This is a genomic window from Methyloparacoccus sp. NF-16, assembly GCF_056880625.1.
The window spans coordinates 642,023-656,778 of record NZ_CP174130.1; the positions used below are offsets into that span (position 1 = coordinate 642,023).

Here is a 14,756-nt window from a genome sequence, read left to right on the forward strand (position 1 = left end):
CTCCATGCGGCCGGTTCTCGGTTTCGCTTTGGAAAAGAGGGCGTTGGCGCAGGCCGCCGCCCTCTTTTTATGGATGGGCGGGCTGGCAGCCGAGCCCTATGCCTTCATTACCAATCAGAAGGCTGATAACGTCTCCGTCATCGACACCGCCACCGGTCAGGTGGTGCGCACCATTGCAGTCGGCAAGGACCCGGCAGGCGTGGCTGTCAGCCGGGATGGTGCCCAGGTCTGGGTGACTAATCCCGGGAGTCGGGATGTTGCGCTGATCGACGGGCAGCACCTGACGCTGAAGGAGCGCTGGCCTGTCGGTGACGGCCCGCTGGGGATCGCGCTGGATCCCGCCGGCTCGCGTGTCTACGTTGCGGATTTCTACGGGCACTTCGTTTCTGTGCTGGATCTCGGCGACCACACTATCCTGAAGCGGGTGCCGGTTGGCCATTATCCGGCTGGGATCGTCGTCAGCGGCGACGGCGCCAGGGTTTATGTGGCAGACCGGGAAGACAACACCGTGTCGGTGGTCAATGCTCTTACCCTGTCGGTGGACAGGTCGATCGGTGTGGGTCGGCATCCTTTCGGTTTGTTGCTGGACGAGCACCGCCAGCGTTTGTATACCGCCAATGTCGAGAGCAACGATGTCACCGTGCTGGATCTGCGCAGCCTGAGGGTGGTGGGATCGGTGCGGGTGGGCGAGCGCCCCTATGCCTTGGCCAGCGCTCTTGGCGGCCGGCGGATATTCGTCACCAACCAATACGACAGCACGATTTCCGTGATCGATGCCGAACGGCTGGAGGTGGTGAAAACCCTCCCGGTCGGCGAGTATCCGGAGGGAATCGCCCGGCATCCCGACGATCGGCATCTTTATGTGGCCAACTGGTTCGACAACAGCGTTTCCGTGGTGGATGCCGATGCCCTGCGTGTCGTCAAGACCATTGCCACAGGCAACGGTAGCCGGGCCTTCGGCGAATTCATCCCGGCCAGCCCTCCGGCAGCGACTTCGCCCTAAACGTCTGGTGCCGGGGCGGCGCCAGGCCAGGCAGGCGCAGTCGTTCGGCCAGCTGGTCGGCATCCACCGTTTCCATGTCAAGGCCGATGGCGGTCGTCTGTTCGTCGATTTGCAGCGGCTCCTGCTGATGGCGTTGCCGTTCAAGCACGTCCAGCGTGGCATCGGAGGGATCGCCGCCCTGTTGCATCCGCTGCCGGATGCGGTCCTGCAGGATGGCTTCGGATGCCCGGCAGTCGAGCAGCGTGAAGATTGCCCCGGCCCGGTGGGCGAGAGCCCGCGCCTGTTCGCGGTGGGCGCGCTTGAGAAAGGTGGCGTCGACGATCACCGATTGCCCGCTGCCGAGCAGCAATTCCGCCAACGCCAGGATGTGTCGATACACGTTGTCCCTGGCCGCCTCGCTGTACCGTGGTGGTGCGGCGGTCGGTCGCTTGCGTTCGTTGTCGGAGCGTACGCAGAGCGCCGGCAGGGTCCAGGTCAGGGCTCTGGCCAGATGCGATTTTCCGCTCCCGGATAGTCCGTGCAGGATGATTAGTCGCTTTGGGCGGGGCTTTATCAGCCAATGGCCATAATCGATGTGGCGGCTGACTGCTTCCCGTTGCCGCTGCTTTTCTCCGGTGGACTCGACCTGAGCGCATCGCAACGCGGCGACTTTGGCGCGCACCATCGCTCGGTACAGTCGATAGTAATCCATAAGGGCGATCCCGGCATGATCCCCGCTTATCGACAGGTAGCGGTCGAGAAAGCCACAGGCGAGATGCGGCTCGGCCTGCATCTCGAGGTCCATCATCGTGAATGCGGCTTCGTTGAGGGTGTCGATCTGGCGCAGATCGGCATTGAATTCGATGCCGTCGAACAGTCGCGGCCTACCATCCAGGAGTACCACGTTGCCGAGATGCAGGTCCCCATGGCACTCCTTGAAGTGGCCACCCTCAATCCGTTGTTCAAGCTGGCAGCCCAGGCGTTCGCGGGCCGTGCGCGACCAATCCTGTAGCTGCGCCAGCAGGGACTCTTCCCGGGAGTCGCGCACGAAGGGCGTCAGCACCGAAAAATTGGCGGCCACAAAGTGATCCGACCTGTCCCGTGCATACTTGGCGACAGCTTCCGGAAGTGGCGGGAGCCGCAGATGCAGGCGGGCAATCTCTTCGGCCAGTTCGGCTACCTGACCGACCTGTAACTGGCCGTTTTGCGCAAGGTGGTCGAACGTCTGTGCCGGCTCGAAGCGGCGCATCACCACCGCGTAATCGAGAACGGGACCTTGGCCGCCGATGACAGGACTCCGCTCGGTTCCGGTGATGGCCACCGTGCGTAGGTAAAGATCCGGGGCATAGCGTTGGTTGATCTCGATTTCCTGTTCGCAAGCCCATTGGCGCCGTTCCAGTGTCGAGAAGTCCAGGAAGCCGAAGCTCACCGGCTTCTTGATCTTGTAGGCATGGCGTCCGGCCAGGATGACCCAGGAGATATGGGTTTCAATCAGTTCGACAGGCCGGTCGCCGCCGTTCTGTCCGGGATAAAGCGCGGGGTTGAGCAGAGCCTGGATAAGCGTCGGCTGCTGCGACCTATCCATGACCGGTTTCCGCAGCGGTATTGCCGACGATCCGCCGCAGGGGAAGGCCAACGATCTCGTGTCGCCACCCCTTGAGCAGGCGCGAGGATGCCGGATTCTCGAGCAGCTGCTCAAGGTCGCGCCGGGATGCCAGCAAGGCGGGGGCGATGCCGAGCTGTTCCGCGATGCGGCGTACCTCGCTGGTCATTTTCGCCATCAATGCCTTCTGTGCGGGGTCCGGACGGGGCCAGTTCGACAGCGGCACTTCCAGTGGCGGGCATGGATGGTCGGCCAGTACCACGCGTAACTCCCTCAGCAGCTGCTGCTGAGCAGCGTTGCCGATGCCGCGGGCACGGGGCAGCTCGGCATCCTTGCCTTGGCGGGACAGTGTGAGTTCATGGAGGGTCTCGTCGCGGAGGATCCAGTTGCGCGGGATATCGAGACGCTGGGCCGACCGCTCGCGCCAGGTTGCCAAGGCCTTGAACCTGACCAGTGCCGCGCCTGTCAGTGGCTGGGCGCTGGCGACGCGTTTCCAGGCAAGCTCGGGGGACATGTCGTAAAGCCCGGGGCCCAGCAGGGCTTCGGAATCCTGTCGTACCCAGTCCCACCGGCCCTGCTCGCTGAGCTCGGTTTCCAGCCTGCGATAGGCGGGCAGCAGGTAGGCGACATCCTCGCCGGCATACTGGATCTGCTCGGGGCTCAGGGGGCGGCGCGACCAGTCGGTGCGGGTATGGGTCTTGGGGAGCCGATGGCCAAACAGGCGCTCGACCAGACTGGCATAGCCGCACTGCTCGGCATGACCTGCAAGTCCGGCGGCTATCTGGGTGTCGCAGAGGTTTCTGGGCAGTTGACCGAAGTACCGGAGCAGTACCTCCATGTCCTGGCGTCCCGAATGCACGACCTTGACGATGCGGGGATCCATTAGCAGCGCGCACAGCGGCTCCAGCGAGCGAAGCCGGAGCGGGTCCACACACGCAACCAGATCATCCGTCGCAATCTGCAGCAAACAGAAGGCAGGATAGTAGGTGCGCTCGCGTACGAACTCGGTATCCAGGGCAAAGGCTGGGAGCGGCCCAAGCCTCTCGACGAGCTGGTTCAGTGCGTCATCGTGGTCGATGAGTTGCGGGGCAGGAGAGGACGTCATAGGGGAATGGCTGGCTTTGAATCACGCGATCTCGCCATTGGATTATCACCCGATTGTCACTTGGCTGCCGGCCATGCGGAAAAGTTGGTGCAGAATGCTTGACATGCACTCCTCTGATGAGCATAATTCACAGCTCTTCTATGCGCCCGTAGCTCAGTTGGATAGAGTACCTGGCTACGAACTAGGTGGTCGGGAGTTCGAATCTCTCCGGGCGCGCCATCTTCCGGCATCATTCCGTCGGAGTGATGACAGGATTTTCCCCTGTAGCTCAGTCGGTAGAGCAAGTGACTGTTAATCACTGGGTCGGCGGTTCGAGCCCGTCCGGGGGAGCCACATTCGAGTGAAGCAAAGCCCGCGCATCCGCGGGCTTTTTATTTTGTGCGCGTTGCGCCGTCGGCTGCTTTTGTGGTTGACAGTGCTTGCTGTATTCCGTAAATTGGACGGCTTTACTGTGGGGTGCCCTGCCCCCTCCCTGTGCGCCCTCCGTGATTTGGTGGCCGCTACAGAAGCACGGCCGAGCAATAACGCTTTTGGAGTTTGGTAATGACCACAATCAATCAGTTGGTGCGGAAACCGCGAGTACGCAAGAAGGATAAGAGTAACGTCCCGGCGCTGGAGAGTTGTCCGCAGCGTCGCGGTGTTTGCACCCGTGTCTATACGACGACCCCGAAGAAGCCGAACTCGGCGCTGCGTAAGGTTGCTCGTGTCAGGCTGACGAACGGTGCCGAGGTGAGCAGCTACATCGGCGGCGAGGGGCACAACCTGCAGGAGCACTCGGTCGTGCTTATTCGTGGCGGCCGCGTCAAGGACTTGCCGGGTGTTCGTTACCACGTCGTGCGCGGCAGTCTCGATACGGCCGGCGTCGCCAAGCGTCGCCAGGGTCGTTCGAAGTACGGCGCCAAGCGTCCGAAAGGTTAATTGAGGTTCGGATTTAAGTCATGTCTAGAAGAAGAGTTTCCCAGAAAAGAGAACTGGTGCCCGATCCGCGTTTTGGCAGTGAAACCTTGGCGCGATTCGTCAACATGCTGATGCTGAGCGGCAAGAAGTCGGTGGCCGAGCGCGTGGTTTATGGGGCCCTGGATCAGATTCAGGTCAAGGTGGGAGGGAGCGTCGACTCTATCGAGGTTCTGACCAAGGCTCTCGAGAATGTCCAGCCGTTCGTGGAGGTCAAGTCCCGCCGCGTCGGTGGTGCGACCTATCAGGTTCCGGTTGAGGTTCGGCCTAACCGCCGGGTGGCTCTGGCCATGCGATGGCTGATCGACGCGGCTCGCAAGCGTAGCGAAAAGGGCATGGTGGCCCGCCTGGCGGGCGAGCTCTATGACGCTCATGAAAATCGCGGTTCGGCCGTGAAGAAGCGTGAGGATACCCACCGCATGGCGGAGGCCAACAAGGCCTTCTCGCATTACCGCTGGTAATCCAGCTTCAGCAGAATTCCGCTCCAGGACCAACCAAGTACCAGCGTGGCTCGCACGACCCCTATTGAGCGCTACCGGAATATCGGCATTTCCGCGCACATCGATGCGGGGAAGACGACGACGACCGAGCGCGTCCTGTACTACACCGGCATCAATCACAAGATCGGCGAGGTCCATGATGGTGCCGCGACGATGGACTGGATGGAGCAGGAGCAGGAGCGTGGGATAACCATCACTTCCGCCGCTACCACGACCTACTGGCGTGGCATGGCGATGAACTATCCCGAGCATCGCATCAACATCATCGATACGCCGGGGCACGTCGACTTCACGATCGAGGTCGAGCGTTCCATGCGGGTGCTCGATGGTGCCTGCATGCTCTATTGCGCGGTTGGTGGTGTCCAGCCGCAATCCGAGACCGTCTGGCGTCAGGCCACCAAATATGGTGTCCCACGCATCGCCTTCGTCAACAAGATGGATCGCTCGGGTGCCGATTTCTTCAAGGTCTACGGCCAGATGCGCCAGCGTCTGCATGCCTGCCCGGTCCCGGTTCAGGTGCCGATTGGGGCGGAAGAGAGCTTCAAGGGGGTGGTCGATCTCGTCAAGATGAAATCCATCGTCTGGAGCGAGGCCGACAATGGTGCCACCTTCGTGTACGAGGACATTCCCGAGTCGCTTCGCGAGCTGGCTCTGGAGTGGCGGGAAAAGATGGTGGAGGCGGCCGCCGAATCCAGTGAAGAACTGATGAACAAATACCTCGAGGAGGGTGACCTCGGCGAGGAAGATATCAAGTCAGGCCTGCGCAAGCGGACCATAGGGCTTGAGATTGTGCCCATGCTTTGCGGTTCGGCCTTCAAGAACAAGGGTGTCCAGGCCATGCTGGATGCCGTGATCGACTACCTGCCATCCCCGATGGATGTGCCGCCAATCAAGGGTTCCGATGCCGAGACCCATGAGTCTGTCGAGCGCCACTCGAGTGACGACGAGCCATTCTCCGCGCTGGCATTCAAGATCATGACCGATCCTTTTGTCGGAACGCTGACCTTCGTGCGCGTATACTCGGGGGTCCTGAGTTCCGGCGACAGCGTAATCAACTCTGCCAGTGGCAACAAGGAACGCATCGGGCGGCTGCTGCGGATGCATGCCAACTCCCGGGAGGAAGTCAAGGAGATTCGGGCGGGCGATATTGCTGCCTGCGTCGGATTGCGGGACATCGTAACCGGCACAACCTTGTCGGCGGTTGGCAAACCGGTGGTACTCGAACGCATGGAGTTTCCGGAGCCGGTCATTTCGGTGGCGGTCGAGCCCCGGACCAAGAGCGATCAGGAAAAGATGGGGTTGGCGCTGCAGCGCCTGGCTCAGGAGGATCCTTCCTTCCGGGTTCATACGGATGAAGAGTCCGGCCAGACGATCATTTCGGGGATGGGCGAACTGCACCTCGAGATCATCGTCGACCGGATGAAGCGGGAGTTCAAGGTGGAGGCCAACGTCGGCGCGCCCCAGGTGGCCTATCGTGAAACCATCCGCAGATCGGTCGAGCAGGAAGGCAAGTATGTCCGCCAGACGGGCGGTCGAGGTCAGTATGGCCATGTATGGCTTCGTGTCGAGCCTCTCCCTGAAGGTGGGGGGTACGCGTTCGAAAACGCCGTTGTCGGCGGCGTGGTGCCAAAAGAATATATCCCGGCGGTCGATAAGGGTGTTCAAGAGCAGCTACAGAATGGTATACTTGCCGGCTACCCGGTAGTTGATGTCAAGGTAACCCTGTTCGACGGCTCCTACCACGATGTCGACTCCAGCGAGATGGCGTTCAAGATCGCCGGCTCCATGTGCTTCAAGGAAGGGTGCAGGAAAGCCAGTCCTGTTCTGTTGGAGCCCATCATGGGTGTCGAGGTTGAGACGCCGGAGGATTACATGGGTGATGTGGTGGGCGATCTCAATCGTCGGCGCGGCGTGATTCTCGGCATGGACGACAATGCCGGGGTCAAGGTTCTCAAGGCTGAGGTTCCGCTGGCGGAAATGTTCGGTTACTCGACGAGTCTTCGCTCCCAGAGCCAGGGGCGGGCCACCTACTCGATGGAATTCAAGAAGTACCAGGAGGCCCCGGCCAATGTGGCTGAGGCGGTGATCAAGAAGGCTTCGGTCAGTTAAGCGAGTTTGAATAGGTAAGAGCGAGGTATTAGGGTCGTGTCCAAAGAAAAATTCACGCGTACAAAGCCGCATGTCAATGTCGGAACGATCGGTCACGTTGACCACGGCAAGACGACCCTGACGGCGGCGCTGACCAAGGTCGGTGCGGAGCGCTTCGGTGGCGCCTTCAAGGCCTATGACCAGATCGACGCGGCGCCCGAAGAGCGCGCGCGCGGCATCACCATCGCCACCGCCCACGTCGAATACGAATCCCCCACCCGGCACTACGCCCACGTGGACTGCCCCGGCCACGCCGACTACGTCAAGAACATGATCACCGGCGCCGCGCAGATGGATGGTGCCATCCTGGTCTGCTCCGCAGCCGACGGTCCCATGCCGCAGACCCGCGAGCACATCCTGCTGGCCCGCCAGGTCGGCGTGCCCTACATCGTCGTGTTCCTCAACAAGGCCGACATGGTCGACGATGCCGAGTTGATCGAACTGGTCGAGATGGAAGTGCGCGAACTGCTCTCCAAGTACGACTTCCCGGGCGACGACACTCCCATCGTCAAGGGGTCTGCCCTCAAGGCGCTGGAAGGCGATCAGAGCGAGATCGGCGTCCCCGCCATCATCCAGCTGGTCGATGCCCTGGACAGCTACATCCCCGAGCCCGAGCGCGACATCGAAAAGCCCTTCCTGATGCCGATCGAAGACGTGTTCTCCATCTCCGGTCGTGGCACCGTCGTCACCGGCCGTATCGAGCGCGGTCGTGTCAAGGTTGGTGACGAAGTCGAGATCGTCGGCATTCGTGACACCGCCAAGACCACCTGCACTGGCGTCGAAATGTTCCGCAAGCTGCTGGACGAAGGTGTTGCCGGTGACAACGTCGGCGTCCTGCTGCGTGGCACCAAGCGTGAAGACGTCGAGCGCGGCCAGGTACTGGCCAAGCCCGGCAGCATCACCCCGCACACCCATTTCGAGGCGGAAATCTACGTCCTCTCCAAGGACGAAGGCGGTCGCCACACCCCGTTCTTCAACGGCTACCGGCCGCAGTTCTACTTCCGGACCACCGACGTGACCGGATCCATGGAGCTGCCGCAGGGTGTCGAAATGGTCATGCCCGGCGACAACATCAAAGTCACCGTCAAGCTGATCAGCCCGATCGCCATGGAGGAAGGCCTGCGCTTCGCGGTACGCGAAGGTGGCCGTACCGTGGGCGCCGGGGTCGTATCCAAGGTTCTGGAGTAATTGCCGTGCAGAAACAACGTATTCGTATCCGCCTAAAGGGCTTTGATCACCGTCTTATTGACCAGTCGGCCAGCGAGATTGTTGAGACGGCAAAGCGGACCGGCGCCCAGGTACTTGGGCCGATTCCCCTGCCGACGAAAAAGGAAAGATATACGGTTCTGATCTCCCCGCATGTCAACAAGGACGCGCGCGATCAGTATGAGTTGAGAACCCACAAGCGATTGATGGATATCATCGAGCCTACCGACAAGACGGTTGACGCCTTGATGAAGCTCGATCTGTCTGCGGGTGTGGATGTTCAGATCAAATTGAACTAATAGATAGGTTTTATAGCGGGAGCGTGTGATGGCCCTGGGATTGATTGGACGGAAGTGCGGCATGACTCGCATCTTCCACGAGGATGGATCTGCCGAACCCGTAACTGTCGTGCAAGTTGAGCCGAACCGGGTCGTCCAGGTCAAGAATGCTGAGACGGATGGCTACTGCGCCGTTCAGGTCACGACCGGTTCCGTCAAGCGTTCCCGCCTGACCAAGGCCATGTCTGGCCATTACGCGAAGGTCGGGGTCGAAGCTGGCGACCAACTGATGGAGTTTCGCCTGGGTGATGGCCACGGGTATGCCGTGGGCGCCGAGATCGGGCTGGAGCTGTTTCAGGAAGGCCAGTTTGTCGATGTGAGCGGGATCAGTGTCGGCAAGGGATTTGCTGGTGTCGTGAAGCGGTATAACTTCAGAACGCAGGACGCGACGCACGGTAACTCCCTGTCACACCGTGCGCCAGGCTCGATTGGTCAGAACCAGACGCCTGGGCGCGTGTTCAAGGGGAAGAAAATGGCGGGCCACATGGGCGCCGAGCAAGTAACCATCCAGAATCTGAAGATTTCCGGTATCGATAAGGGCAGGAATCTCTTGATGATCAAGGGGGCTGTCCCTGGTCCCAAGGGTGGTCGTGTCGTCGTCAAAGCCGCAGTCAAGAAATAGGAATAAATGATGTCGATCGTAATTCCTTCGGCAGTATCGGGAGCGCAAGGCGTGAACGCCTCGGCGGACGTTTTCGGCCGCGATTTCAATGAAAGCCTGGTTCATCAGTTGGTTGTTTCCTATATGGCGGCCGCCCGCTCTGGAACCAAGGCCCAGAAAACACGTTCGGATGTGAGTGGCGGTGGGGCGAAGCCGTGGAAACAGAAGGGAAGTGGCCGTGCACGCGCAGGTACGACCCGTAGCCCTCTCTGGCGCACGGGTGGTGTGACCTTCGCCGCTCGCAATCGCAATTATGAGCAGAAGCTGAACAAGAAGATGTACCGCGCCGCGATGAGATCCATCTTCTCGGAGCTTCTGCGGCAGGGTCGCCTGGTGGTGGTTGACGAACTGTTGCTGCCGGAAGTAAGGACCAAGGCTCTGCGATCGCAGCTTGCGGAGATGGGTTTCGACAAGGGCACCATCATCACTAAGGACGTGGATGCGAACCTGTTTCTGTCAGCCAGGAATATGCCGCATGTCTATGTGGCAGAGGCAAAATCACTGAATCCGGTTCAGCTCGTGCATAGCAACAAGGTCATCATGACGGCTGAAGCACTCAAGGCAGTTGAGGAGGGCTTGGCGTGAGACAGATTGAACTCATGAAGGTATTGGAAGCACCTGTCATCTCCGAAAAGAGCAGCTTGTCTGCCGAGAAAGAGAAAAGAGTGGTGTTCAAGGTTAGGAAAAACTCTACCAAGCAGCAGATTAAGCGTGCAGTAGAGATGCTGTTCGAGGTCGAAGTCGATTCTGTTCATGTCCTGAATGTGAAGGGTAAACAGAAGCGCTTTGGGCGCTTCATCGGCGCCCGATCGGACTGGAAAAAGGCTTATATAAAGCTCAAGCCTGGGTTTGACATCGACTTTGCTTCTGCTTAGCGTCGGCCGGGCATTGGCATAGAGAAATAGTTACTGGATAGCAATTATGGCACTCGTTAAATCCAAGCCAACTTCCGCCGGCTCCCGCTTTGTCGTGAGAGTGAAGACCGAAGGTCTTCACAAGGGCCGACCAGAAGCGAAGCTCATCGAGAAAAAGAATCGCAGCAGCGGCAGGAACAACCAAGGGCGCGTTACCACCCGCCATAAGGGTGGTGGGCACAAGCAGTTCTATCGCTTGATCGACTTCAAGCGGGACAAGCTCGAAGTGCCAGGTCATGTCGAGCGCATCGAATATGACCCAAACCGCACGGCACACATTGCCTTGGTCGTCTATCGGGATGGCGAGCGCCGCTATGTGATTGCCCCCCGGGGGCTTGTGGTTGGTCAGGAGATCGTCTCGTCAGAACATGCCGGCATAAAGCTTGGCAACTGCCTGCCGCTGCGCAATGTTCCAGTGGGCTCTGTCGTGCATTGCGTAGAGTTGAAACCAGGCAAGGGTGCTCAGCTGGCGAGAGCGGGTGGAAGTTCCGTTCAGCTTGTGGCCAAAGAGGGTGCCTATGCGACGATCCGCCTGCGCTCAGGCGAGATGCGCAAGGTTCTGGCCGAGTGCAAGGCGGTAATCGGCGAAGTTTCCAATCACGAGCATAACCTGGCTTCGTTGGGCAAGGCGGGTGCGAAACGCTGGCGCGGTATTCGGCCGACCGTCCGTGGTGTTGCGATGAACCCGGTAGACCATCCGCATGGTGGTGGCGAAGGCAGAACATCCGGTGGTCGTCATCCTGTATCGCCTTGGGGTACACCGGCGAAGGGTTATAAAACCCGCAACAATAAGCGAACTGACAAGCTTATTATCCGTGGCCGCAAGAAATAAATTAGCTGTGAGGTAGATCCCGTGCCACGTTCGATTAAAAAAGGTCCTTTCATCGATCACCATCTTCTGGGCAAGGTGCTCGAGAGCGCCAATTCCGGCAACAAGAGACCAATAAAAACCTGGTCGCGCCGTTCGATGATCCTGCCGGAAATGATTGGTCTGACAATTGCGGTGCATAACGGAAGGCAGCATATCCCGGTACTGATCAGCGACAATATGGTCGGTCACAAGTTGGGAGAGTTCGCGCCAACCCGTACCTACAAAGGGCATCAGGCAGATAAGAAGTCGAAGTAAACGGCTTAAACGTCATCAGGTTAAGGTTCAGACAATGGCTACAATTGCTAGGTTAAATACCGCCAGGATTTCGGCGCAGAAATGCCGGCTGGTGGCTGATCAGATTCGTGGCCTGAAGGTAGATAGAGCAATCGATTTGCTTACCTTCAGCCCCAAGAAGTCTGCGAAGATTGTGAAGAAAGTTCTGGAATCGGCCATTGCGAACGCAGAGCACAATGACGGTGCAGACATCGATGAGCTCCGCGTGGAAGCCATCGAGGTGGGGGAGGGTGCAACCTTGAAGCGCATGTCCCCGCGGGCGAAGGGGCGCGCAAACCGCATCAGCAAGCGCACTTGTCATATTTCAATCAAAGTCACTGAAAAACGCTAGGCCGATCATGGGACAGAAAGTACATCCTACCGGTATTAGACTGGGTATCATCAAAGATTGGACTTCGCGCTGGTATGCCAGCAGCAAAGACTATGCTGGTTTCCTCCACAAGGATTTGCTGGTGAGGGACTTTCTGCGCAGAAAGCTGGGGCATGCTTCGGTCAGCAGGATCCAGATCAATCGGCCGGCGAACAATGCTCATATCACCATTCACACCGCCCGGCCCGGCTTGGTGATCGGCAAGAAAGGCGAAGATATCGACGCCTTGCGCCGGGAAGTCTCGCAGATGATGTCGGTCCCCGTACAGATCAGCGTCGAGGAAATCCGGAAGCCTGAACTAGACGCCCAGCTTGTCGCCGAGGGTGTTGCCCAGCAGTTGGAAAAGCGCATCATGTTCAGGCGAGCAATGAAGCGGGCGGTACAGAACACGCTCAGGCTGGGCGCTGAAGGTATCAAGATCAGTGTAAGCGGGCGCCTTAACGGTGCCGAAATTGCCAGAACCGAATGGTATCGCGAAGGTCGTGTACCACTGCATACTTTTCGTGCCGATATCGATTATGGTTTTGCGGAAGCAAAAACAACATATGGCGTGATTGGCGTCAAAGTATGGATCTTCAAGGGTGAAATCCTGCCCGAGTATGGCACTGACGTGAAAGGCCAGGCCGCTGAAGCATAATTGGGATATAGACTATGTTACAGCCTAAACGTACAAAATACAGAAAGCAGCACAAGGGACGGAATACCGGTCTTGCGCTCAAAGGCAACAAGGTAAGCTTCGGTGAGTTCGGGCTTAAATCCGTTGAACGCGGCCGCATGACCGCGAGGCAGATAGAGTCTGCTCGGCGTGCGATTACGCGACACGTGAAGAGGGGCGGCAAAATCTGGATCCGTGTTTTCCCGGACAAACCCATTACCAAGAAGCCACTCGAAGTCCGTATGGGCAGCGGCAAGGGGAGCGTTGAATATTGGGTTGCGGAAATCAAGCCAGGAACGATGCTTTATGAGCTTCAGGGTGTCAGCGAGGAACTGGCACGTGAAGCATTCGCTTTGGCAGCGGCAAAGTTACCGGTTAAGACTATCTTTGCTGTCAGGACGGTGATGTAATGAAAACTGAGGAAATCCGCTCAAAGACGGAAGAAGAGCTGGCCCAGGAATTGGTTAACCTGCACAGGGAACAATTCAATCTTAGAATGCAGAAAACCACGGGACAGCTGTCCAAGCCGGACCAGCTACAAAAAAACCGTAAAACGATTGCCCGAATCAATACCATTCTGCGCGAAAAGGGTGTGAAGTCATGAGTGCCGAGCTGAAGAATATCCATACCCTGACTGGCACTGTCGTTAGCGACAAGATGGAAAAAACGGTTGCCGTACGTGTTGATCGAATGGTTGCCCACCCTCTGTATGGCAAATACATCCGGCGCTCCACGAAGGTGCTGGCTCACGACGAAAACAATGAAGCCAAGGTCGGTGATGTCGTTGTCGTAGCTGCCTGCCGTCCTGTATCGGCAAAAAAGGTGTGGAAGCTGGATCGAATCCTAGAGCGGTCTCGGTGAGATCCTATCAAGCGAATTCATAGATTTAGGTAAGTGACATGATTCAGATGCAAACCAACCTTGATGTCGCCGACAATAGTGGTGCCAGGAAGGTTATGTGTATAAAGGTCCTGGGTGGCTCGCATAGACGCTATGCGAATGTAGGCGATATCATCAAGGTGAGCATCAAGGAAGCGATTCCTCGCGGTCGTGTAAAGAAAGGCGAAGTCTACAACGCTGTTGTTGTTCGTACTCGAAAGGGTGTTCGCCGTGCCGACGGCTCTCTCATTCGGTTCGACGGCAATGCAGCCGTCCTGCTCAATAACCAGCACCAGCCCATAGGGACCCGCATTTTCGGACCCGTGACACGAGAACTGCGCTCGGAAAAATTCATGAAGATCATTTCACTGGCCCCTGAAGTCATCTAGGAGTCGATCATGCGAAAGATTAGGAAAGGTGACCAGGTCGTCGTTCTGACCGGTAAGGACAAGGGCAAGGTAGGTGCTGTGCTTGCCATACATGATGATGGCAAGATTGTTGTCGACGGCATCAATGTTGCCCGCAAGCACCAGAAGCCCATGCCGATGAAAGGAATTGCCGGTGGTATAGTGGATAAGGCCATGCCTCTGCACATATCCAATGTTGGCCTTCTGAATCCCGCCACCAACAAGGCTGATCGTGTCGGCTTTCGACTGCTGGCAGATGGACGCAAGGTGCGGTTCTTCAAGTCCAGTAACGAAGTGATTGACGCGTAGTCGGTATATCAAAATGGCTAGATTACAACAGCTTTATAAAGACGCAATAATACCCGCGCTCACCGAGAAATTCGGCTACAAGTCCCTCATGGAGGTGCCCAAGCTGGAGAAGATCACCCTGAATATGGGGGTTGGTGAGGCTGTTGCAGACAAGAAAATCCTGCAGAACGCGCTCGATGATCTGCAGAAGATTTCCGGGCAGAAGCCTATCATTACCATTTCCAAGAAGTCCATTGCCGGCTTCAAAATCCGCGATGGAATGCCGATTGGCTGCAAGGTTACGCTGCGTCGGGATAGGATGTATGAGTTCCTTGACAGGCTGATCACGGTGGCCATCCCGCGGATCCGTGACTTCCGTGGTCTGAATGGTCGGTCGTTCGATGGTCGCGGGAATTACAGCATGGGCGTTAAGGAGCAGATCATCTTTCCGGAGATCGACTTTGACAAGGTCGACGTGGTGAGAGGTCTCGACATAACGATTACGACCAGCGCAAAAACCGATCAGGAAGCCAAGGCATTGCTGGAGCAGTTCAAATTTCCGTTCAGGACCTAGGGTTATA

The 14,756-nt window shown here is 58.1% G+C and carries 21 protein-coding genes and 2 tRNA genes; 21 read left to right on the plus strand and 2 right to left on the minus strand.

What is annotated here, in order from left to right; genetic code table 11:
* Nucleotides 1-43: 43 nt before the first annotated feature.
* On the plus strand, nt 44-1,003 hold the full coding sequence (locus ACH5N8_RS03055) for a beta-propeller fold lactonase family protein (protein ID WP_483282456.1): 960 nt from the start codon (nt 44-46) through the stop codon (nt 1,001-1,003).
* Here ACH5N8_RS03055 and ACH5N8_RS03060 read toward each other — a convergent pair.
* Both ACH5N8_RS03060 and rnd read right to left on the minus strand, forming a co-directional pair.
* Nucleotides 966-2,567, minus strand: coding sequence for a bifunctional aminoglycoside phosphotransferase/ATP-binding protein (locus tag ACH5N8_RS03060; RefSeq protein ID WP_483282457.1), 1,602 nt, complete (start codon nt 2,565-2,567; stop codon nt 966-968). The two genes, ACH5N8_RS03055 and ACH5N8_RS03060, sit on opposite strands and share 38 nt — an antisense overlap.
* Nucleotides 2,560-3,690 carry a ribonuclease D gene (gene rnd, locus ACH5N8_RS03065; protein WP_483282458.1) on the minus strand — a complete coding sequence of 377 codons (1,131 nt, stop codon included), beginning with the start codon at nt 3,688-3,690 and terminating at the stop codon, nt 2,560-2,562. The genes ACH5N8_RS03060 and rnd overlap by 8 nt, the downstream gene beginning before the upstream one ends.
* Before the next feature lie 142 nt (nt 3,691-3,832).
* Here rnd and ACH5N8_RS03070 point away from each other — a divergent pair.
* The 20 genes from ACH5N8_RS03070 (at nt 3,833) to rplE (ending at nt 14,749) form a co-directional block, all read left to right on the plus strand.
* Nucleotides 3,833-3,909, plus strand: a tRNA-Arg gene (locus tag ACH5N8_RS03070).
* Nucleotides 3,910-3,947: 38 nt separating this feature from the next.
* Nucleotides 3,948-4,023 (plus strand) — tRNA-Asn (locus ACH5N8_RS03075).
* Between the two features lie 210 nt (nt 4,024-4,233).
* Nucleotides 4,234-4,608, plus strand: a complete 375-nt coding sequence (gene rpsL / locus ACH5N8_RS03080; protein ID WP_460028257.1) for a 30S ribosomal protein S12 — start codon at nt 4,234-4,236, stop codon at nt 4,606-4,608.
* Between the two features lie 20 nt (nt 4,609-4,628).
* Entirely contained in the window at nt 4,629-5,105 is a 477-nt protein-coding gene (gene rpsG / locus ACH5N8_RS03085) for a 30S ribosomal protein S7 (protein ID WP_483282459.1), read from the plus strand.
* Between the two features lie 45 nt (nt 5,106-5,150).
* Nucleotides 5,151-7,253 (plus strand): elongation factor G, encoded by a 2,103-nt coding sequence (gene fusA / locus ACH5N8_RS03090; RefSeq protein WP_483282460.1) that lies wholly within the window; start codon nt 5,151-5,153, stop codon nt 7,251-7,253.
* A gap of 36 nt (nt 7,254-7,289) precedes the next feature.
* Entirely contained in the window at nt 7,290-8,480 is a 1,191-nt protein-coding gene (gene tuf, locus ACH5N8_RS03095) for an elongation factor Tu (protein WP_483282461.1), read from the plus strand.
* A gap of 5 nt (nt 8,481-8,485) precedes the next feature.
* On the plus strand, nt 8,486-8,797 hold the full coding sequence (gene rpsJ / locus ACH5N8_RS03100; protein WP_460028708.1) for a 30S ribosomal protein S10: 312 nt from the start codon (nt 8,486-8,488) through the stop codon (nt 8,795-8,797).
* A 28-nt stretch (nt 8,798-8,825) separates the two neighbouring features.
* On the plus strand, nt 8,826-9,458 hold the full coding sequence (gene rplC / locus ACH5N8_RS03105; RefSeq protein ID WP_483282462.1) for a 50S ribosomal protein L3: 633 nt from the start codon (nt 8,826-8,828) through the stop codon (nt 9,456-9,458).
* A gap of 9 nt (nt 9,459-9,467) precedes the next feature.
* A complete protein-coding gene (rplD, locus tag ACH5N8_RS03110) occupies nt 9,468-10,082 on the plus strand; it encodes a 50S ribosomal protein L4 (RefSeq protein ID WP_483283166.1) in 615 nt (204 codons plus the stop codon).
* Nucleotides 10,079-10,372: a 50S ribosomal protein L23 gene (gene rplW, locus ACH5N8_RS03115; RefSeq protein WP_460028705.1), complete on the plus strand. Its 294-nt coding sequence runs from the start codon at nt 10,079-10,081 to the stop codon at nt 10,370-10,372. The genes rplD and rplW overlap by 4 nt, the downstream gene beginning before the upstream one ends.
* A 46-nt stretch (nt 10,373-10,418) precedes the next feature.
* Complete coding sequence (gene rplB, locus ACH5N8_RS03120) at nt 10,419-11,243, plus strand: 50S ribosomal protein L2 (RefSeq protein WP_460028704.1); 825 nt, start codon at nt 10,419-10,421, stop codon at nt 11,241-11,243.
* Nucleotides 11,244-11,264: 21 nt separating this feature from the next.
* On the plus strand, nt 11,265-11,537 hold the full coding sequence (rpsS, locus tag ACH5N8_RS03125; protein WP_460028703.1) for a 30S ribosomal protein S19: 273 nt from the start codon (nt 11,265-11,267) through the stop codon (nt 11,535-11,537).
* A 34-nt stretch (nt 11,538-11,571) separates the two neighbouring features.
* Nucleotides 11,572-11,907 (plus strand): 50S ribosomal protein L22, encoded by a 336-nt coding sequence (rplV, locus tag ACH5N8_RS03130; RefSeq protein WP_483282463.1) that lies wholly within the window; start codon nt 11,572-11,574, stop codon nt 11,905-11,907.
* Nucleotides 11,908-11,914: 7 nt separating this feature from the next.
* Nucleotides 11,915-12,583 carry a 30S ribosomal protein S3 gene (rpsC, locus tag ACH5N8_RS03135; RefSeq protein WP_483282464.1) on the plus strand — a complete coding sequence of 223 codons (669 nt, stop codon included), beginning with the start codon at nt 11,915-11,917 and terminating at the stop codon, nt 12,581-12,583.
* Between the two features lie 14 nt (nt 12,584-12,597).
* Nucleotides 12,598-13,011 carry a 50S ribosomal protein L16 gene (gene rplP, locus ACH5N8_RS03140; protein ID WP_460028700.1) on the plus strand — a complete coding sequence of 138 codons (414 nt, stop codon included), beginning with the start codon at nt 12,598-12,600 and terminating at the stop codon, nt 13,009-13,011.
* A complete protein-coding gene (rpmC, locus tag ACH5N8_RS03145; protein ID WP_483282465.1) occupies nt 13,011-13,205 on the plus strand; it encodes a 50S ribosomal protein L29 in 195 nt (64 codons plus the stop codon). Before rplP ends, rpmC begins: the two co-directional genes overlap by 1 nt.
* Nucleotides 13,202-13,462 (plus strand): 30S ribosomal protein S17, encoded by a 261-nt coding sequence (rpsQ, locus tag ACH5N8_RS03150; RefSeq protein WP_483282466.1) that lies wholly within the window; start codon nt 13,202-13,204, stop codon nt 13,460-13,462. The genes rpmC and rpsQ overlap by 4 nt, the downstream gene beginning before the upstream one ends.
* A 38-nt stretch (nt 13,463-13,500) precedes the next feature.
* Nucleotides 13,501-13,869 (plus strand): 50S ribosomal protein L14, encoded by a 369-nt coding sequence (gene rplN, locus ACH5N8_RS03155; RefSeq protein ID WP_483282467.1) that lies wholly within the window; start codon nt 13,501-13,503, stop codon nt 13,867-13,869.
* Between the two features lie 9 nt (nt 13,870-13,878).
* Complete coding sequence (gene rplX / locus ACH5N8_RS03160) at nt 13,879-14,196, plus strand: 50S ribosomal protein L24 (RefSeq protein ID WP_460028696.1); 318 nt, start codon at nt 13,879-13,881, stop codon at nt 14,194-14,196.
* Nucleotides 14,197-14,209: 13 nt separating this feature from the next.
* The gene (rplE, locus tag ACH5N8_RS03165; protein ID WP_460028695.1) at nt 14,210-14,749 is read left to right on the plus strand and encodes a 50S ribosomal protein L5; all 540 of its coding nucleotides are present in this window, start codon (nt 14,210-14,212) and stop codon (nt 14,747-14,749) included.
* Nucleotides 14,750-14,756: the final 7 nt, after the last annotated feature.